This window comes from Methanogenium sp. MK-MG (genome assembly GCF_009914725.1).
Classification (GTDB): domain Archaea; phylum Halobacteriota; class Methanomicrobia; order Methanomicrobiales; family Methanomicrobiaceae; genus Methanogenium.
This window is the reverse complement of the sequence record NZ_JAAAWJ010000042.1, coordinates 1-16,952: the sequence shown is the minus strand read 5'-3', so window position 1 is coordinate 16,952 and position 16,952 is coordinate 1. Positions and strand designations below refer to the sequence as shown.

Genomic DNA, 16,952 nt, shown 5'->3' with positions numbered 1-16,952 from the left:
CTTCAGATGTTAGGTGCCTTTCAATAAGGATCTGCACTGGCCTGGGCATAGCCAATGTTCGACGGGGTTATTAATAAAAGTATGGTGTGGGACTATAAAGGACTGATACTGGGCTGATCGATGAAGGAATTACTCTACTTTTTTGATTCAGCCTAAGTTTGCCACTTGGTTCATGAAGGTGCTTTATGCTCCTAAATCTCCAAAAAAGTCAAAATTAAATTTGACAGTTGGGTTAGATTTTAGGGTAAAATGCCCATTTGATTGTCAAAATCCCAACGTCGTCTGAAATTTAAGCCCAAATTGGAGATATTTTGAGAGGAAATTTTCCAAATACCTGGAACTGTCAAATTTTATTTTGCCAAAATCGGAGAAAATTGAGTGAAGTGGCAAACTACGTTGGGTTATAAAAACAACCCACAACCTACAGAATTCATAACAGATTCAGGTGATCCCTGGATCTGGCTAAGATTCTCAACCCTACTCAATCGATATATTCCTGCGGATGACACCCAAGTTGTGCCCAATCACGTGAAACAGACACTCACCTTTTACCTCTTTCAGCCCTCTGTGACTGAAGTAAATCCACCAGCTATTATACTTTATAGTCAAACACCAAACCTTTAGGAAAAATTTGGTCTTGATTATGTAATTACGAACGTAATTTTGAAATAACTAATTCAAATCGCGTTTTGCGATTTCTCTTACTTCATAAAAGTGGCGTTCGTAACTATAGATTCCCAGAAGGTGCATTGTGCGATCCAAATCCGTTTGGCACATTCCATTTTCCCCTCTGGTGCCGAAAGTCTCTTTTTCATGTGGCATCCTTCGGATGCAAATAAATTATTTGTGATGATGATTTCGTACAATTCGAGATGGAGAGGACATCAGGGACAGTTTCCCGATAGAATCTCAGTGACTGTCTTTTTGTCCCCTTCTTAATTCTGACATAAACAACCCTTCCATTTGGGGAATCTTACATCCCCCATCTGTGAGGAGATGTTACCCAGTATGGGAAACTGGTATCGAGCCTGTGCTTATTGGCCTGTTTGACCTGGTGTCGATGATCTGATAAGTGATGTAATCATTCATGGGCGCGGAAAACTTTTCACTGGTGTTTTCCCTCATCCAAAAAATGCCGTTATTATCTATACCGTCAGCATAAAGAACAAATCTGTCCCCGACGGTTATCTTGCTGCTGTCCTCTCCGTAATTAGCAATATAACAAGTCAGTGAATTGCCTGCTTCATCCAGTCCCGTCGGATGATCCACATTCCTGATACAGGTTGTCATTTTTGCCGAGGAACGTATTCCGAGTGATACCCGAATGGCATTCAGGTCAACGGGATCGCCGCTCAGATGATCGAACAGGATATATGCGCAGGATTCATCCGATTCATCCATGTACAGATCTGAAGCGACAATATTTGCGGATATTGCATCCTTTTTTGCATCAAACGAAAATCCGCATACGAATGTGGCTACAATACAGGCAACAATGAGTGTTATGGTGAGCATGAGCATAACACCAAAAACTTCGGATACAGCTCGATCATTTAGGTTTTTTCTGTTCATGTTACTCCCTACCCGAGTATAAATTCTTTTTTGAGCAGAGTATTTCCATTTGGTAAATAGACAATCGTTACCTCAACCGGAGTATCAGATGCTATGAGTTCATCCAGATCCTCTTCGGAAACACCCAGAAATTCCGCAGTTGCTGCTTTGTTTCCCGTACCTGCGATAAACCCAGGTTTCCACATGGCCTCCCCGAACTCCAGCTCTGGCAATATACCTTTCTGTGCATCATAGACATACGGAATTCGTAGTGCGGGCGTGACAGAAGACGAACGAGGGGAAATACCAGATTGTTCATGCTTTATAATCGTATTATCTTCAGCTTTGATCCAAGTGATAATTTTCAGTTTTTCAGATTGTATGGATGCGCCGCTGTGATGTTCAAAGATGATACTAAACGCATCTCCTGATCCATCACAGTACACAAGCAGACTTGTCTGTGGCGTCTCTTCGAATTGTGTGGAGGCACCGCCTGCGAATGCCGACACGCATGCCGCAATAATAATTGTTACTGCAAGCATCAGCATAACACCGATGACCGGAGAGACTGCATCTTCCTTTGTGTTGTTCATACGAAAACCTCTATTTCAAATAGTTTTACAGAAACCAATTAATTAAAAAAAATTGTTCTATCTAAACTTAATATTAATCGTTGACCTGAATATTTATTTAATTATGGGGGGATGCTATGAGGGATGGAAGGTTACCGATCATTGCAACTCCGGAAAGATTGTCCTTTTGATTTAAATCATACTCTCAACTGTGGGCAGACTTCACGGTGGGAGCGAATCGGTGACTGGTGGTATGGAATTGTCAGAGATACTGTGATCAAGACGCGACAGGTAGGAGATGTACTTTATTTTTCCGGTTGCTCTGAGAAATTCTACAAGGATTATTTTTCATGGGACTATGATCTGTTAAACTTCTATGGTGCCTTTTCCGGGGATCCGTATCTTGAACTGGCAATCCGGGAAAATCGTGGATTGAGAATCATTCGCCAGGATCCCTGGGAATGTGTCTGCTTTCAGTTGTTAGTAAATAAAGTGCGTCTTATTCCCAAAGTGGATAGGTTCACCAGAATTTCACAGAAAATGGGCGATCGAATCGAACTTGATGGGCATACATTTTATACATTTCCCGATGCAGAAACAATCCTTGAGGGTGGCCTTTCGCAATTGAAGTCCTGCAATCTTGGCTATAAAGCAGATAATATCTTTCTTGTCGCCAAAAAGGTTGGTGACAACCTTTCGTGGGCCCATACGGTTGAGAATATGGATCTTAAGGATGCAAATCAATTTTTATCTGAATTTAAGGGAATCAGGCCACTCGTTGCAGAATGGATCCTGCTTTTTGCATTCGAACGAACTGAATTATTTCCTGTCGATTCTCACATACGTGATATAATGTGCAAAACATATCTTTCCAGGATGTACTTCCCCAAATCGGATTCTGAAAAGGTAGATAAAGTCATTGGGGATTATGCAAATGAACATTTTGGCAAATATTCAGGGTATGTGTTGGAATATCTCTTTGCTTCACGGAATGCCCCGTGAGCGCCAGTAGAATTTGGTGTGGTATTTTCTATGGTTTGGGGGAGCTTCCTCATTTCCTGGCGATTTGTGGACCTGAGGGTAATGGGTGAGTGGCATATATGCGCGAGGGTTGCTGTGCCCTCCAAGTGTTACCACCCCAAATTTGACAATATTATTTGATAATACTCAAATAATATTGTCGTACAACACTTATTCAATTCATGATCCTAAAGAATTGCTCTCTCGATAACGATGCGGTGTCCCCTGTTCTTGGAGAGCTTATGATGATCGTTCTTGCCCTGTTGTTAGTCTCTCTTTTTTCTGTGACACTACTCAGCCTCCTCCCATCTGAAAGGAGTGACTCAGTGGATATTATGATGGATAATTCCCTAGAGAATATCACATTGCAACATAAGGGAGGGGACTGGGTCAGGAAATCTGATCTTCAGATAGTTATCATCAAGGACAAACAGACCACAACCATCAGATCATCCGATGATTTTTTCATTCTTGAGGGGAATTCATTTGATCTTGGTAACGAAATCGTTGTTCAGCCACCTGATATCAAATTTGATGGGGGGGAGATCGTTCGTCTGGTGAGCGCCAGAAGTGTGATATTTTCGGGAGTAACCAGTAATCCATAAAAACACTGTGTTTTTTAATGCTCCATGAATGAGAAAAAGGAGATGGAAATGATGATCTGTTGTGCAGGGAAATTCAGACACAACCTTTTCTTTGGAAAAATACATCGAACATAGAAATTTCAACGTTTGATTGGTTCTCAGAACCTGAATCGTTAATTATCGGTTACTTAAATTATCTGAGATTTGGCAGAAAAGAGACTGATATAAATTATAATTTCCGAGAACGAATCTCGGGTCTGGTGCAGAGATCGTTGGGAGGGAGTGACCAGGATGCGGTGCTTGCTTCTCCCCTGCCTCTATTTTTGGTTTATGACACTGAGACGGATATGTTCACCTGTCTGATGATGACTTCCACAGGACATGCCTCGTCGATATTAAGTGTCGTTGTGTCATGGCCATTCATTCCTCTTTTTTCTGTGACTGACAGAACCGTATCGTAGTTTTTGGTAAGGGTTTTCAGGTCTGATCTGATCTTATCTGCCAGATGCGTTGAAAATGCTGACATTACCGGCATATCTGTGCTGTTGGTATAGTTGAAATCGATATGATGGGTGATCACAGGCTCCGCCTCACGTACATCAGCGAGTATACCCAAATTGGTGGGGTTGTTTCCACTGATAAACGAGCTGCTCCCCGGGACGACATTCACCATATCGATTTTAAGGGATGAAAGTTCTTTTTTTCCGGAACTAGCATTGAAATCTCCCTCATCTTCAAATGTGACAAACGATTTCGCAAATGTTGAAAATTTGTCATCAGCGAGTACATCATCCATAGTAAACTCCGTCAGAGGGATCTCTTTTTCATTTTTTGTGACATTGATGTAGCCATACTGCCAGGTGTACCCCTGTTCTTCCCAGAATGTATAAGATGGCCTGAATGCGACGTTCACCATACCGGAAACTGTAGCGCAATTTCCTGGTCCGGTGTGGATTTCAACCATGGTGCCACATTCTGTGACAGTAAGTGTTCCACTTGATTTTTCAGGGCTAAACAGAATATCACCCCCCCCCAGAGGTATCATGTTCCCACAGGAAGCAGGTGTTTTTTCCACCACAATATGCTCAACATCACCTGAGAATTTCATGAAGGATTCTTTTACGGTGGTGATCTGTGTGATCTCAGATTGTTCCTTAAGTCCTGGAATGTAACTCGTGGAATATAGTGAAATGAATGTTGCAACCACTGCAAGGAGCAACATAAGAGCAACCACAGAGGAAACCGCATCAGATTCTTTGATTCGGGAATCCGGGCAGTCCTTACTATTACGGTTCATTGTCAGGAAAGGTGCGATCCGTGCGTAGATGTTTTCATACCAGGTTTCTTTTTTTAATTTTTTCATATCTTCAAACTCCCTGTGATATTACAGAATGTATACAAAGAGCACAATTGAGGCAATTAAAAAAATGGCCGTATGTTTCAATCCGCTCAGGATGTTATTCGAGCTTAACTGCCCGGCCATTATCCCTGAAAACCCTCCAATAATTATTGCCACCCTAAACATATCCTGAACATTTCCTGTTATGTCAAAACTGACATCCAAATCCCGGAAACTTGCCACGAACGAATCATTTAGTTGGTAGGAACAGTAGAGATAGATACCAAAAGATAAGTAAATGACCGCAAGATAAACAAAAGATACATTAAATCTCTTTGATTTCATTTTAAGATAGTGATCAAGATCACTGATGGCAATGGTCAGGATATCCCTCAGGTTATCGGTGATCTCACTTGCCTTTACAATAAGTGAAATGGCACGTTTGACAGAGACCAGACCTATCCTCTCTTCCATACGCACAAGTGCACTTGAAATGCTATATCCCCATTTCACCTCATCGGATGCAATTTTCAACTCTGATGAAAGAACACCAAGTTTTGAAGTGGACACCATGTCTATCGCACACTGGAGTGTCATTCCGAGATCCTTGATATCGGCAATATCACGAAGTAATTCAGGCATCTGCGACTCTATTTTGTGCGTGTAGATTTTACGGTATTCATATGCAATTATGACAGGGAAGATAAGAGCAATGACGAACAGGCAGATAAACACTTCAAAGGTAAATTTTGGAATTATTTGTGCAAGACCACCGGCAAAATATTGCCATGCAATTATCAGAGAAAGGATCATACCAATAAAAAGGCCGATCTGGTAATCTGAGATGAAATACCTGAACGGATGCTTCAGGATCTTCTCTACTTTCAGCCATTCTTTCCGTTTTTCGATTTTTTTTACGAAATTATCACTATATTCTTCTTCGGTCGTTTTTTCAATAATTTCGTCATTAAATTCCGTTTCTCTGAACTCATGCTGAGAGATTGCAAGATTTTCTGCCGGAAGTATGTAATAAAGAATTACTATCAAAGCAATCGCACCAAGAGGGAGGCCAATGTACATTAACGGCATGATACCTTCGATCTGTCCCTGACCAGAGAGGTTCTGTGCAACCAGCATGATGATAATTGCGATAGGCCCTGCAACAAATGCCGTCACATACACTTCAGCTATCATTTCCATTACCTGAAGAGTTGCTTCGAGTTCCTGCCTGGCAAGTTCCCGGAAACTGTCTGAACGGGAATCAAAAAAATCCTTCATGTTCCCTCCGGTTCTGAAAACAAGTGCAAGATCATTTAGGAGATCAGCAAAATGTTCTGAGGGGGTAATTTCCTGAAGATCTCTCATTGCAGTGAGGAGATCTTTCCCAAAGATTTCAACATCCCGCACGATCATCCCGCACTCAAGAGACACTTCCCCGTAGAGGTCATCTGCTTCAAATACGCTTTTAAAGAGAGAATATAGTGTTACATTAGTGGAAAGTGCCTCCATGTAGGTGATGGCATATGGCAGATCCCTGTCTATTCGAACTCTTCTTCCCTCTGCCACCAGTTGAGGATAATAATAAAATGCACCAAATGTTCCGGCCACCATAACAATAAAGACCAGTAGCTGTGTAACGGGATAGGGGAGGAACGGGAGAATATTTACCTGTATATCATAAACCATCAACAGTAACTGCAGGAGCATGTACACAAGCGCACCCAGCAGCGTAAAGACAAGTCCAAAATGGAGATATATCTCATGGTTTACCGGGATATGTGCCCCCCTCAGGGACTTTCTGAACTTTTTAATATCCAGAAACTGAAATATGACTGAATTAATCTGCATTGTAAGTCATCTTTCGTAATTCATTGATGAAATGTGAAATTTCATCGATATCAAAAATCTTTTTCTCAACCATTCTATCAAGAAGACACTTTCTGGAATCTATCTGGGACTCCAGTTCTTCTCCGGTCCATCCATTGGTATAGGCAATACTTTCGAGAATTGTTGACTGACTGTATACCCGGTCAAATGTATCTGTCTTTAAATTCCATTCATATAATGGATTCCACCGGACATCACCTCCCTCAATATCCATCTCATTTATTGATAGACACCGCCTGAATCCCAACCCATTTTTGTACTGCAATCCCTGAATAATCATAAGATCAAGCGCTCCGAACATCACTGTCGGGACGTTGATGGGGTCATGGGTGAGCCTGTTAATAGCTTCTTTCACCCCTCCTGCATGCAGAGTGGAGAATGTTGTATGGCCCGTATTCATGGCCTGAAACAGAGTCTGTGCCTCTACACCCCTGACTTCCCCTACAATAATAAATTCCGGGCGCTGCCTGAGTGAGGTTTTTAAGAGCGTGAACATATCGACATCTGCCGAATCAAAATTTTTACCTCCTTCACGGGTTTTAAGCGGAAGCCAGTTTTTATGAGGGAGCTGGATTTCACGTGTGTCTTCAATAGATACAATTTTGGATATTGACGGAATAAAAAACGAGATTGCATTCATTGTGGATGTTTTCCCACTGGCTGTACCCCCGACAACAATCATACTTTTGTTGTTTTCCACACATAACCAGATAACTGCCATAAGTTCCGAGTTATAGGTACTCAGGGAGATGAGATCAACAGGAGTCATCGGTTCTGCTTTGAATTTACGAATCGTAAATGAACTACCCTTTGATGATATGATGTCGCTGTAGGTAATCTGGGCTCTCGAACCCCCGGGAAGAGCCGCATCGACGAGTGGGGATGTAAGGGACATCTGTTTGTCAGCTTTCTGGGCAATTTTCAGGACATATTTATTCAGTTCTTCATTTTCAAACAGGATATTTGTGACGAGATTCGAATATTTCCGGTGATAGACAAACACAGGCATGTCTCTGCCATTGCAGGTGATGTCCTCGATATTCGGGTCATGCATCAGGGGATCAAGTTTTCCAAACCCGGCGAAATTGCACCTGAGGAAATATATGAGGATATCAAGCCGGTCATCGGTAATCTCAGGGTCAAAGTTTCTGATGATACTCTTCACCTGGCTCTCATCAAACCTGACATTTTCCTTGTGAAGCGAGGAGGTATATATCAGTACATTTCTGAGTTCTTCACACGTCTCTTCCAGTAGTACATACTCTTTTTCTGAAATTTTTGGTTCAACAACCTCGTATTCAAAATCCATCTCCCAGTTTTTCACAATTTTTGCATACGTAAACGGGGAATTAAGCCAGTATCTCTCGATCACCTGTTCATCACTGGGTTCGGGTGGTGGCAGGGGAGTTACATGGTGATAACATACTTTTTCAGGAATCAATTCTTCTATTGGATCAGTCCTGTCCTTCCCTTTTTGCACCAGTATTGATCTTAAGGAATCCCGCAGTTTTAGTGTGATCGGTTTCCCGGAAGATGATCGGAAATGCTGATTTAACCTTCCAAATACACTTTTGTCATCTCCAGTATGTCCGGTATCCGGCGACAATTCAGGAGAGTCTGTCATCTCCTCAGATGGTATTTTTTCATCAGGTTTCCTTAATTCTTCCACAGAATCTTCGGATTCCAAAGGGCAGACTTCCCCATCCTTTTTGCGTACATCAGATTCCATAATAAATCACATTAACTCCCGTGTTTGATCGTTTATTTTTCTGAAATGGATAGGGACAGGTATGAAATGTATGCCTGTTTTCAGGAAATGCCTGTATTTAGTTACATATGACCGGGTCATCTTTTCTTTTAGGAATTTTATAGTCCCCATATCAGATCTTCTCCTTTCCATGCATCTGGATGGACACTTTGGCCTCACAGTTTCTGACAAAAGTTACAATATAGAAATTGCCGGATTCATAGAAATTTTGATAATTTACATTTTCCTGGCCCGAAGTATGTCCATATGCAAACGTGCCGAGGAGTGTTGTCGAACCTTCGATTTCGTCTACTTTATAGACCGCAAATCTCATATCTGAAAAAGATGAGAGACCCTCCAGATCATTGTCCGGAGGATCAACGGGAACAGCTTCGTATTTTATTCGCCACGCCGCGGCAGGGGAGATATACATTTCATTTGATTTCGTGTACAGCGCCTGGTTTTCAATGATCTCATATTCCAATATATCAAGATACCAGGTATGATCATAGAAATTCACCATGGTATCATACCAAATATCCTGCCAATACTCATCTTCACTGACTTTGTTTATCTCATCTTCTTCACTGACCAATCCCACAGGGACAGGTATGCCCAGCTGGTCTGAGATACTGTCAAAAAGTTCCGGGCGGATGTTATTTTTCAATGGAGATGGCGTTCTCAGCAGAGGTGTCAGTGATGAATCTATGATGTTATCACGAGAGATCATGATGTCATTTCGAGGGTCAATCAGGTCTGCAACAATTTCAGGCTCCGCCCTTGCCAGTTCACCCGGGATTTCGCCCGGTTGGGCGTCTGAGTTCAGGGCATCGACATAGATAAACGACTCTCCGGTTATCCAAGACCCATTTTCCATTCTGTAGTAGACAGGCGTCATCCCGGCAGGAGATACAAATCCACTGCTCCAGGTTATCTTTCCGGCAGCAATGTCCCAAACCCCTTCTCCGGCAGCAACAACCTGTCCGTCTGCGTAGCCGACGGTTGAATTCCCTGAGATACATCCTGATTTTGGTTCAAAAGACATGATTTCCGGTGAATTGATGGTTCTGCTTTGAGGGTAGAGAGTCACCGTTCCGATCATCTTTTCCTGTTGTGACATGTAGGATTTTCCCGGTACCGTATCTTCACACCTGACACCGATTGCAGAATATTCCCAGATAAGGTATCCCCTGTCATACTGTTCCGGAAATACCAGAAATACTACCGGATATCCCATGGCCTGCAAAATGGATGCTGTCAGGATGTTGATGTCCTCCCTGCTCCCTTCTTCATCCCATAGTGTTTCAACAGGATATTTGTAGTAACCATTTGGTGGCGTGTTTTCGAATTTTCCCGGCCCGTACTGCTGCACGAATGCAACCGTGTTCATGATGGTGTCGTAGTCTCCCCATCCATTCTGTTCTGACTGAATCAGAATATAATCTGCAATTTCGAGTATCAGACCTTCATCGCCGTCTGTAACAACATGTCGGGTGATGATCTCTTTGTTTGTCAAATCTGGAGATACCCCTACATTTTTACGTTTGAACCCCAGGTAGGTTGTATTCCTGACATCATGGGAGTAGGTAAACTGCTGGTTCTGGTATTCCCAGTTACAAATAATTGTTTTTTCATCGGATTCTTCTGAAACAGTTCCTGATGACGGTCTCCGGGATACCGTCGGAGAGACGGAATCTGACCCGGACAAGTCACCGGAAGACGGGCTACCCTGCACTGATATTTCGGAATCATCTCCTCCCATGATTCCCGTTACCCTGAGTCCGATTAGTGTACCAATTACAATTATTCCGATTATGATTCCAATTGTCAGTTTATTCAGCAGATCCTGGTTGATTGTGGTGGCCATCGTATCATCTCCTTTGGATACAAGGGAGCACGCAGAATGCCAGCATTATTGAGATTACATGGATTATTGATCCAAATCCAGCGGTTTGTTCCGGCGTCTGGGTTGGCACATCAGTAACGGAATGTACCGGCCTCGACTGCGGTTCTGGTGTCGATGTGATCTCTGAAGCTACTACAGGATTTTGACTGAATTCTTCACCAGTACCGGGGGCTGCTGCGCCGTGTTCTTTTCTGTAGCCCTCCTCGTGAAGGGTGAAAGGAGTCATCGTTTCATATTTGATGTCTTCACATTTGATAACGGCAATATAATCGCCTGGTTTCATTTTCTGGGATATATCCACCGGGATGGTAAAGGAGATGTCCCGCGATGCGGCACCTGTTTTTGTTTTCCGGGGATAGCTTTCATCACTGAAGATCCGGTTTGTACTCTGAGTTTTCCCGGAATAGTACATGTCAGCAGAATAAATGGTAAACAAGATCCTGTCCCCCGGCAGGTCGATCTGGTTATAGGTGTAACTGATGGGGCACTCAAGATTTGTGGTTCCTGTGACCAAAATCTGTTCTCCTACTTCGAAGTTCAGGATTGGCTGAATGTTCACCAGTGGCTTTTCAATGACACATGTCTGGGTGACCAGCGTGTCATCAATGCTCGGTGATTTCAGGGCAGATTTGAGGGCATTTACTGCTTCAGGAGCCTGTAATGTGGATATATCAATTGCTTTGTTGTCTGATGTGACCACTTTTGTGATAAATCCTGTATATGCATCTCCCTCCACCGGCAGGAGATCAAATTTCTGGTTATACATGGGGTGCTGGTATACTATGATGTACTCTCCACTGCTGATGTTCGATGAGAAACTACGCGGCAAATCAAGACCAGAATAACCCGGGAAATCATTGATTTCTGCCAGTACTTTCAGCTGTGCCTGGGTTGTATCTGTATCAATCTTTAGCAGGGGGAATTCCCGTAAATTTGTATATTTGAAATTTTCACCAAAGATATAGTAGCGTATTTTGCCGTTGTATCCCATTTGTGCAGGGCTTCCCCGTGCTGTCCATAGCGAAACGATGTGGTCACCCTGCGCAAAAAATCCAGGTGCTTCATTGGGGAATTTAACATTTATTGAGGGTTGATTCAGGTCGAAGGATATGTAGTCTTTTACTTCGTTTTCACTCAATGGTCTGCTGTTGTAACCCTGTGGTTTCGTCGTGGCAAATATGGTATAAGTGTCGGGGGTGAGTCCGATATTTCCGGTAACCCAGTCATATGAAAATTCCATCTGCCCCTTGGAGATGGTTATTGCATCAAATGTTGAATTGTCGCCATCAATGACTGAAATCGATGGGTTTGATGGGTTTGCGCCGTTCAAATCCAGGTTTAACCCTTTCAGATAAAAATACAGTTCCATTTCATGTTTTGCAGGTGCCCCCAGTGTGCCGGTGATCTTTACTTTGTCTCCCAGACAATAGTATTCATCATCACCCAGTTTGTTGTCATACAGTACAATATCCTGAGTTTTTCCCGGTTCCACAACAATCTGTGCCGTTACGTAGGTGGATGGGTTGCCGGTTTCATAGACTTTAGGGTAATATATTCGTGTGGTGGAGCTGGAATCCCCATCCGTGGGGGGGAGGTAAAGCGGCACACTGACGGTCCCGCTCCAGTCGGGATGCACAATTGCGTTGTATTTATCAACGTAGATGTCGTAGTTGCCGGAGGGCTGAAGTTCGGGTTTTCCATCCATTGCATCTTCAATGGCGATGGTATAGTGGGTGAAGGGCTTTCCTGTGATAGTTAATGTTGTGGTCTCATCTTCCTGAACGGTCGCGGGGGAGACTGAGGCTGTAAGAAAGTACCTGACGACATCAAAAGGATAATCAGCCGTATAAAAGGCATTATTCCCGTTGTATGCAGTAAATCTCATAACATACGTCCCTTCCTCCGGGTTTAGGTTCTGATCTGCGATGCTGAAAGCAAGGGTGTTGTTGCTGGCAGAAGGGTTACCAGTGAGTCCGGTAATTGGTATGGCAGTGCCCGCCATGTTGGTGACAGTGCTGAGTGGGACGCCGCCGGGTGTCCTGAGTTCATACTCATACCAGGGGTTGATAAAATTGCCATTATTGAGGTTCGTTGCATCCAGTTTGAACTGGACGTTTATAGTGGCAGGAATTATTGCAGGTGTTTTTGTGTCGGTTATTGACGGGTCCACATCTGTCCCGAGTGCGGTTCCCGTTCGCACCTCTATGGTTCCCGACGGCCCGGATACTGTGCAGATGGCATCTCCCCAGCTTCCATTATATAGTCTGAACGGCCGGTCAATATATGCTGATTCAACATTTATCCGGCCTGTCATGACAGCGCGGTTGTCCAGCGTCTGCATTGCCAGTGCCGATCCCCCGTCATCGCAGGCCAGCCAGAGAGGTGGTGCGAGAGGGAGAGGGGGCTGGAATTTTGAAAAATTGATCCCTTGTTCACCGTTAAATACGGTGTCTCCCGGATTGATTCCTGCATTGGAACCTTCGGGAGATACATATCTTGCAGTAGCCGGGGCTGCAATCGCCAAGGCGATAAACAGCAATATTATAAGGATCTCATGTGTTCGCATTTTTTGTTTCCTACCTGGATTGGATCTCTTCGTATGGAATTGCCATTTGTACGGTTGTATAAACTTTGGAAGTCAAGTATAAAAAATTGTTTTAATTACAATTTATTTGTTCTAGACTCAAATGCGGCAGCCACCACCCTCAGTCCGCATCAAAATTACTATTTTAAGTTATTCCAACAATTGAGTTAGAAATATATACATTAATCTTCATTTTGTCAAGATTGGCCACACATTTCATAAAACATATATAGGCAAGCCACATACTCTCATCGATCGTTTGATCAGTTAAATTGTGTTTATAACAATTAAAATTGTTAATTTCAGTTACTAATTGTGATGGGAAGGGTTATGGAAAAAAAACATATTAATTTAAATTCGGAGGCAGTCTCCCCCGTTATTGGCGTCATGCTGATGCTCGTGGTGACGATAATAATCGCCGCGGCGGTTTCAGCTTTCGCGGGAGGGTATGCCGATGACCAGAAGGAAACACCGGTTGCACAGATAGATGTGCAGCTGAAGACAGCAGGGACATACCCGAAGCTGGTGTTCACGCATCTTGGCGGGGATTCTCTGAAGACGGGCGATCTGAAGATCATCACTTATTATCATAAGTTCACGCACAGTAACGACAAAATAACAGATGGCGGTATCTTCAAGCACACGACCGACGGTTCGCTTGACCCGATGATTCCCGTGAACAACTTTGATACTGCGGACTACTCTGCCGGCACCGGATCGCTTATTTCAAACAACGGCTACCCGTGCACTGTCTCAAACGGCGAGCCAGTCAAGTACTGGGGCAACTCGACCATGATGACGGGAGATGTCTATACAACAATCAGTGCGGCATCGCTTGCGAGCGTTATAGCAACACGGACTGTTGGTGACGAACCGGTTGAAGTCGAGATCATCCACATCCCGAGCGGTAAGACAATTTTCAGCGGAGAGGTGATCTACTGATGAAGGACTCTTGTTTTGCCGATAAAGAAAGCGGAGTGTCACCTGTTATCGGCGTGATGCTGATGCTTGTTGTAACAATCATCATAGCAGCCGTCGTCTCCGGTTTTGCCGGAGGACTTACGGACTCATCAACAGACGTCCCTGTTGCGGCATTTGAGTTCAAGGTGTACTCCAATTACATGATTGCAAGTTCACACGGAGATACAGGGCCATATCTTGAGGCCATCATGAAGAGCGGCGAGGCGATCGATACCGGGGATCTGAAAATTGTCTCTTATTATGAAGATGCCGACAGAAACATCATCTCCCACGAATTCACGCAGTCCCCGGAATTTCAGGGCGCACATGGATCAAAGAACACCTTCAGGAGTTTTAACGGACCGTCCACCAACACGTTCTTCGGCAGACCCGGCGCCTACTGGCACACGGGCGATAAGTTCTGCGGAGGTATCGAGTATGTCCTCGGAGTCCCCGATGCCGGGATCGAAGCAGGTAATCTGATCGAGATCAATGTGGTCCACGAACCATCAAATACCGTGATATGGTCTGACGAGGTGACCGTGATATGATTACAGAAAAAGAAGATGCAGTATCGCCGGTCATCGGTGTGATGCTGATGATCGTCGTGACCGTCATTATCGCAGCCGTCGTATCCGGATTTGCCGGCGGTTATTCAGACAGCGACAGGAAGGCACCGACGGCAGCAATCTCGTGCCAGGCCCTTGAAGGCGGCCTCCTGTTCACCCATGAGTCAGGAGAGTATATCGACCTTGTCGATGTCATCGTAATCCTGACGAACGGAGAGGATACGCGAAGGTTCTACGGTTCAGAACACCAGAGTGGCGACGACCCTGACGACTATGTAATCAGAAAGGTCAGCAGGGTGTCATCATTGACTGCGGATCTGCAGATCAACACGGGCAACCAGTTCTACCTTTATGCAGATAACGACGGGAGCGCCAGCGGTGTTTCCGGCGCCTATCTCGGATGGAATAATCCTGAATTCTACCTGACAACAGATGAGATAGGGACCTACAGGATAGTCGAGAGGGAGAGCGGACAGGCCATCTCGGAAGGTATAATCAACATATGAAAGAAGCGGACAGAGATATCAACAAATCATGAATTGACGAATTTAGGTGGGAAAATGGAAAAAATTAAAAAAATGATGAAAAATGAAGATGCAGTATCACCGGTCATCGGTGTAATGCTGATGCTGGTCGTGACTGTAATCATTGCTGCCATCGTGTCGGGTTTTGCAGGTGGAATGAGCGACAACCAGGATACCGCGCCGACGGCGGCGATACAGTGCAGTATTACAAAAACGGATGCAGACAATGCGGTGCTGACCTTAAAGCATACATCAGGAGATTCGCTCAACACAAGGGATCTGAGGTTTTACATAGACTACTTTGACTCAAGCGGCAATCCTGTTCAGAAGAGGACTCAAGGGGCATCGGTGAGCGGGTTTGCCGATTCTGAAGGAAATACGGTAAGTGCGACCGTCCCGTACCTGACAGATGTCAAGGTGGGGGATGTCGGCGATAGTGAAGTGAATTTCGGACAGTTCCTGTGGAATCCGGGACAGATACTTACAACCGGCAATGCGGCCGGTTTTACTGCAGTGACAGGTCTTGACCCTGTAAATATTGATATCGGAGATATTATCAGCATAAGGCTTGTGGACACCAAATCCCAGAAGACTGTATTTGACAAGGATGTGAGGGTACAATGAGAGGAATTTACAGGAAAAATGAAGAGGCAGTGTCGCCTGTAATCGGCGTGATGCTGATGATAGTCGTTACAATAATCATCGCGGCGGTCGTCTCCGGTTTTGCAGGTGGAATGAGTTCAACTGAGAGCAAGGTGCCAAATGCGGCATTCACTGTCCACCCAAATCTCAACGGCAACGGCACGATTGCCTTTCACCAAGCAGGCGGCGACGAACTGATGCTTGACGAGATCCTCGTCCAGCTCGAGTACGATGACAAAAGCATCATCCTTTCGAACCTCGATGAGATGACCGGCCATGCCAATTTTAATTATCTGACCGAGATGGGCGGTGATGCGGACGGCTTTATTACCGGAGGAGACAGGCTGGTTCTTACCTGCGATGAAAACGATGCATCAGATAAGGTATTCGTGTTTGAGCCTGCATCTGCGGCGGCAAACTTTACAATCCCATACTACGGCCACATAGAGTACATGATACTTGACAAGGAAAGTGCAAAGGCCATTCAGACAGGAGAGTTCGTACTGAGATAAAACAGGTAATCCGATCAAATTTATTTTTAACAATTTTGATTGAAGATTACATTTTTTCAGGAGATAAAAATGAAAAAGAAAACAGATTATCTCAGACAGGAGGCAGTATCACCCGTTATCGGCGTGATGCTGATGCTGGTTGTGACGATTATAATCGCGGCCGTGGTCTCGGGATTTGCAGGAAATATGGGAATGGACAAGAAGACTGGCCCTTGTGTTACGCTGTCCGAACCGGAGATGGAATTTAGTACAACTGGAACAACATATAAAACCATTAACATAGATGCCATGGCCCATGAATATTGGATCTGGCACGATGACGATTTTGAAAGTGAGCAGGATTATGCCATAGAACATGGAGGAATCAGCATTCTGCTGGAGGCAGGAGATCCACAAGGCCTTGTATTTACACACACGGGAGGAGATCCTATCGATCTCAAAGACCTCCAGATGGGATTCAGCTCAAACGATCTCGGCATTGTAATCGATTATAATTCCAAAAGAGGTGAGGCCGGCTCGTCCTATGCAAGAATTCCCGGCTCGGATTACAGTTCA

15 protein-coding genes are annotated in these 16,952 nt (G+C 44.2%); 8 read left to right on the top strand and 7 right to left on the bottom strand.

The genetic code is table 11. From position 1 onward, the window contains the following. Nucleotides 1-999 precede the first annotated feature (999 nt). Nucleotides 1,000-1,572 (bottom strand): type IV pilin, encoded by a 573-nt coding sequence (locus tag MKMG_RS07405; protein ID WP_165076984.1) that lies wholly within the window; start codon nucleotides 1,570-1,572, stop codon nucleotides 1,000-1,002. An 8-nt stretch (nucleotides 1,573-1,580) separates the two neighbouring features. Next, nucleotides 1,581-2,144 carry a type IV pilin N-terminal domain-containing protein gene (locus MKMG_RS07400; RefSeq protein WP_165076983.1) on the bottom strand — a complete coding sequence of 188 codons (564 nt, stop codon included), beginning with the start codon at nucleotides 2,142-2,144 and terminating at the stop codon, nucleotides 1,581-1,583. A 123-nt stretch (nucleotides 2,145-2,267) separates the two neighbouring features. On the opposite strand from MKMG_RS07400, the gene MKMG_RS07395 reads away from it, so the two are divergent. Together MKMG_RS07395 and MKMG_RS07390 are read left to right on the top strand one after the other, a co-directional pair. After that, on the top strand, nucleotides 2,268-3,125 hold the full coding sequence (locus MKMG_RS07395) for a DNA-3-methyladenine glycosylase (protein WP_165076982.1): 858 nt from the start codon (nucleotides 2,268-2,270) through the stop codon (nucleotides 3,123-3,125). 200 nt (nucleotides 3,126-3,325) lie between these two features. Beyond that, nucleotides 3,326-3,748 (top strand): type IV pilin N-terminal domain-containing protein, encoded by a 423-nt coding sequence (locus tag MKMG_RS07390; RefSeq protein WP_165076980.1) that lies wholly within the window; start codon nucleotides 3,326-3,328, stop codon nucleotides 3,746-3,748. A gap of 307 nt (nucleotides 3,749-4,055) precedes the next feature. Here MKMG_RS07390 and MKMG_RS07385 read toward each other — a convergent pair whose 3' ends face one another. The 5 genes from MKMG_RS07385 to MKMG_RS07365 form a co-directional block, all read right to left on the bottom strand. Next, nucleotides 4,056-5,090 (bottom strand): hypothetical protein, encoded by a 1,035-nt coding sequence (locus MKMG_RS07385; protein ID WP_165076979.1) that lies wholly within the window; start codon nucleotides 5,088-5,090, stop codon nucleotides 4,056-4,058. 21 nt (nucleotides 5,091-5,111) lie between these two features. Next, a complete protein-coding gene (locus MKMG_RS07380) occupies nucleotides 5,112-6,914 on the bottom strand; it encodes a type II secretion system F family protein (RefSeq protein ID WP_165076978.1) in 1,803 nt (600 codons plus the stop codon). Further along, nucleotides 6,904-8,262 (bottom strand): type II/IV secretion system ATPase subunit, encoded by a 1,359-nt coding sequence (locus MKMG_RS07375; protein ID WP_254059122.1) that lies wholly within the window; start codon nucleotides 8,260-8,262, stop codon nucleotides 6,904-6,906. Before MKMG_RS07375 ends, MKMG_RS07380 begins: the two co-directional genes overlap by 11 nt. A gap of 571 nt (nucleotides 8,263-8,833) precedes the next feature. Beyond that, complete coding sequence (locus MKMG_RS07370) at nucleotides 8,834-10,567, bottom strand: hypothetical protein (RefSeq protein ID WP_165076976.1); 1,734 nt, start codon at nucleotides 10,565-10,567, stop codon at nucleotides 8,834-8,836. Nucleotides 10,568-10,571: 4 nt separating this feature from the next. Beyond that, nucleotides 10,572-13,172, bottom strand: a complete 2,601-nt coding sequence (locus MKMG_RS07365; RefSeq protein ID WP_165076975.1) for a hypothetical protein — start codon at nucleotides 13,170-13,172, stop codon at nucleotides 10,572-10,574. Nucleotides 13,173-13,520: 348 nt separating this feature from the next. Between MKMG_RS07365 and MKMG_RS11590 the strand changes: the two genes are divergently transcribed. The 6 genes from MKMG_RS11590 to MKMG_RS11585 form a co-directional block, all read left to right on the top strand. Continuing rightward, nucleotides 13,521-14,132 (top strand): type IV pilin N-terminal domain-containing protein, encoded by a 612-nt coding sequence (locus MKMG_RS11590; protein ID WP_254059121.1) that lies wholly within the window; start codon nucleotides 13,521-13,523, stop codon nucleotides 14,130-14,132. Beyond that, complete coding sequence (locus tag MKMG_RS11455; protein ID WP_216842886.1) at nucleotides 14,132-14,701, top strand: type IV pilin N-terminal domain-containing protein; 570 nt, start codon at nucleotides 14,132-14,134, stop codon at nucleotides 14,699-14,701. The genes MKMG_RS11590 and MKMG_RS11455 overlap by 1 nt, the downstream gene beginning before the upstream one ends. Further along, nucleotides 14,698-15,225 carry a type IV pilin gene (locus tag MKMG_RS11450; protein WP_216842885.1) on the top strand — a complete coding sequence of 176 codons (528 nt, stop codon included), beginning with the start codon at nucleotides 14,698-14,700 and terminating at the stop codon, nucleotides 15,223-15,225. Before MKMG_RS11455 ends, MKMG_RS11450 begins: the two co-directional genes overlap by 4 nt. A 72-nt stretch (nucleotides 15,226-15,297) precedes the next feature. Then, nucleotides 15,298-15,867: a type IV pilin gene (locus tag MKMG_RS07345; protein ID WP_165076973.1), complete on the top strand. Its 570-nt coding sequence runs from the start codon at nucleotides 15,298-15,300 to the stop codon at nucleotides 15,865-15,867. Further along, nucleotides 15,864-16,397, top strand: coding sequence for a type IV pilin N-terminal domain-containing protein (locus MKMG_RS07340; RefSeq protein ID WP_165076972.1), 534 nt, complete (start codon nucleotides 15,864-15,866; stop codon nucleotides 16,395-16,397). Before MKMG_RS07345 ends, MKMG_RS07340 begins: the two co-directional genes overlap by 4 nt. A 69-nt stretch (nucleotides 16,398-16,466) precedes the next feature. Beyond that, a partial coding sequence (locus tag MKMG_RS11585) for a type IV pilin N-terminal domain-containing protein (protein WP_254059123.1) occupies nucleotides 16,467-16,952 on the top strand: 486 nt, incomplete at its 3' end.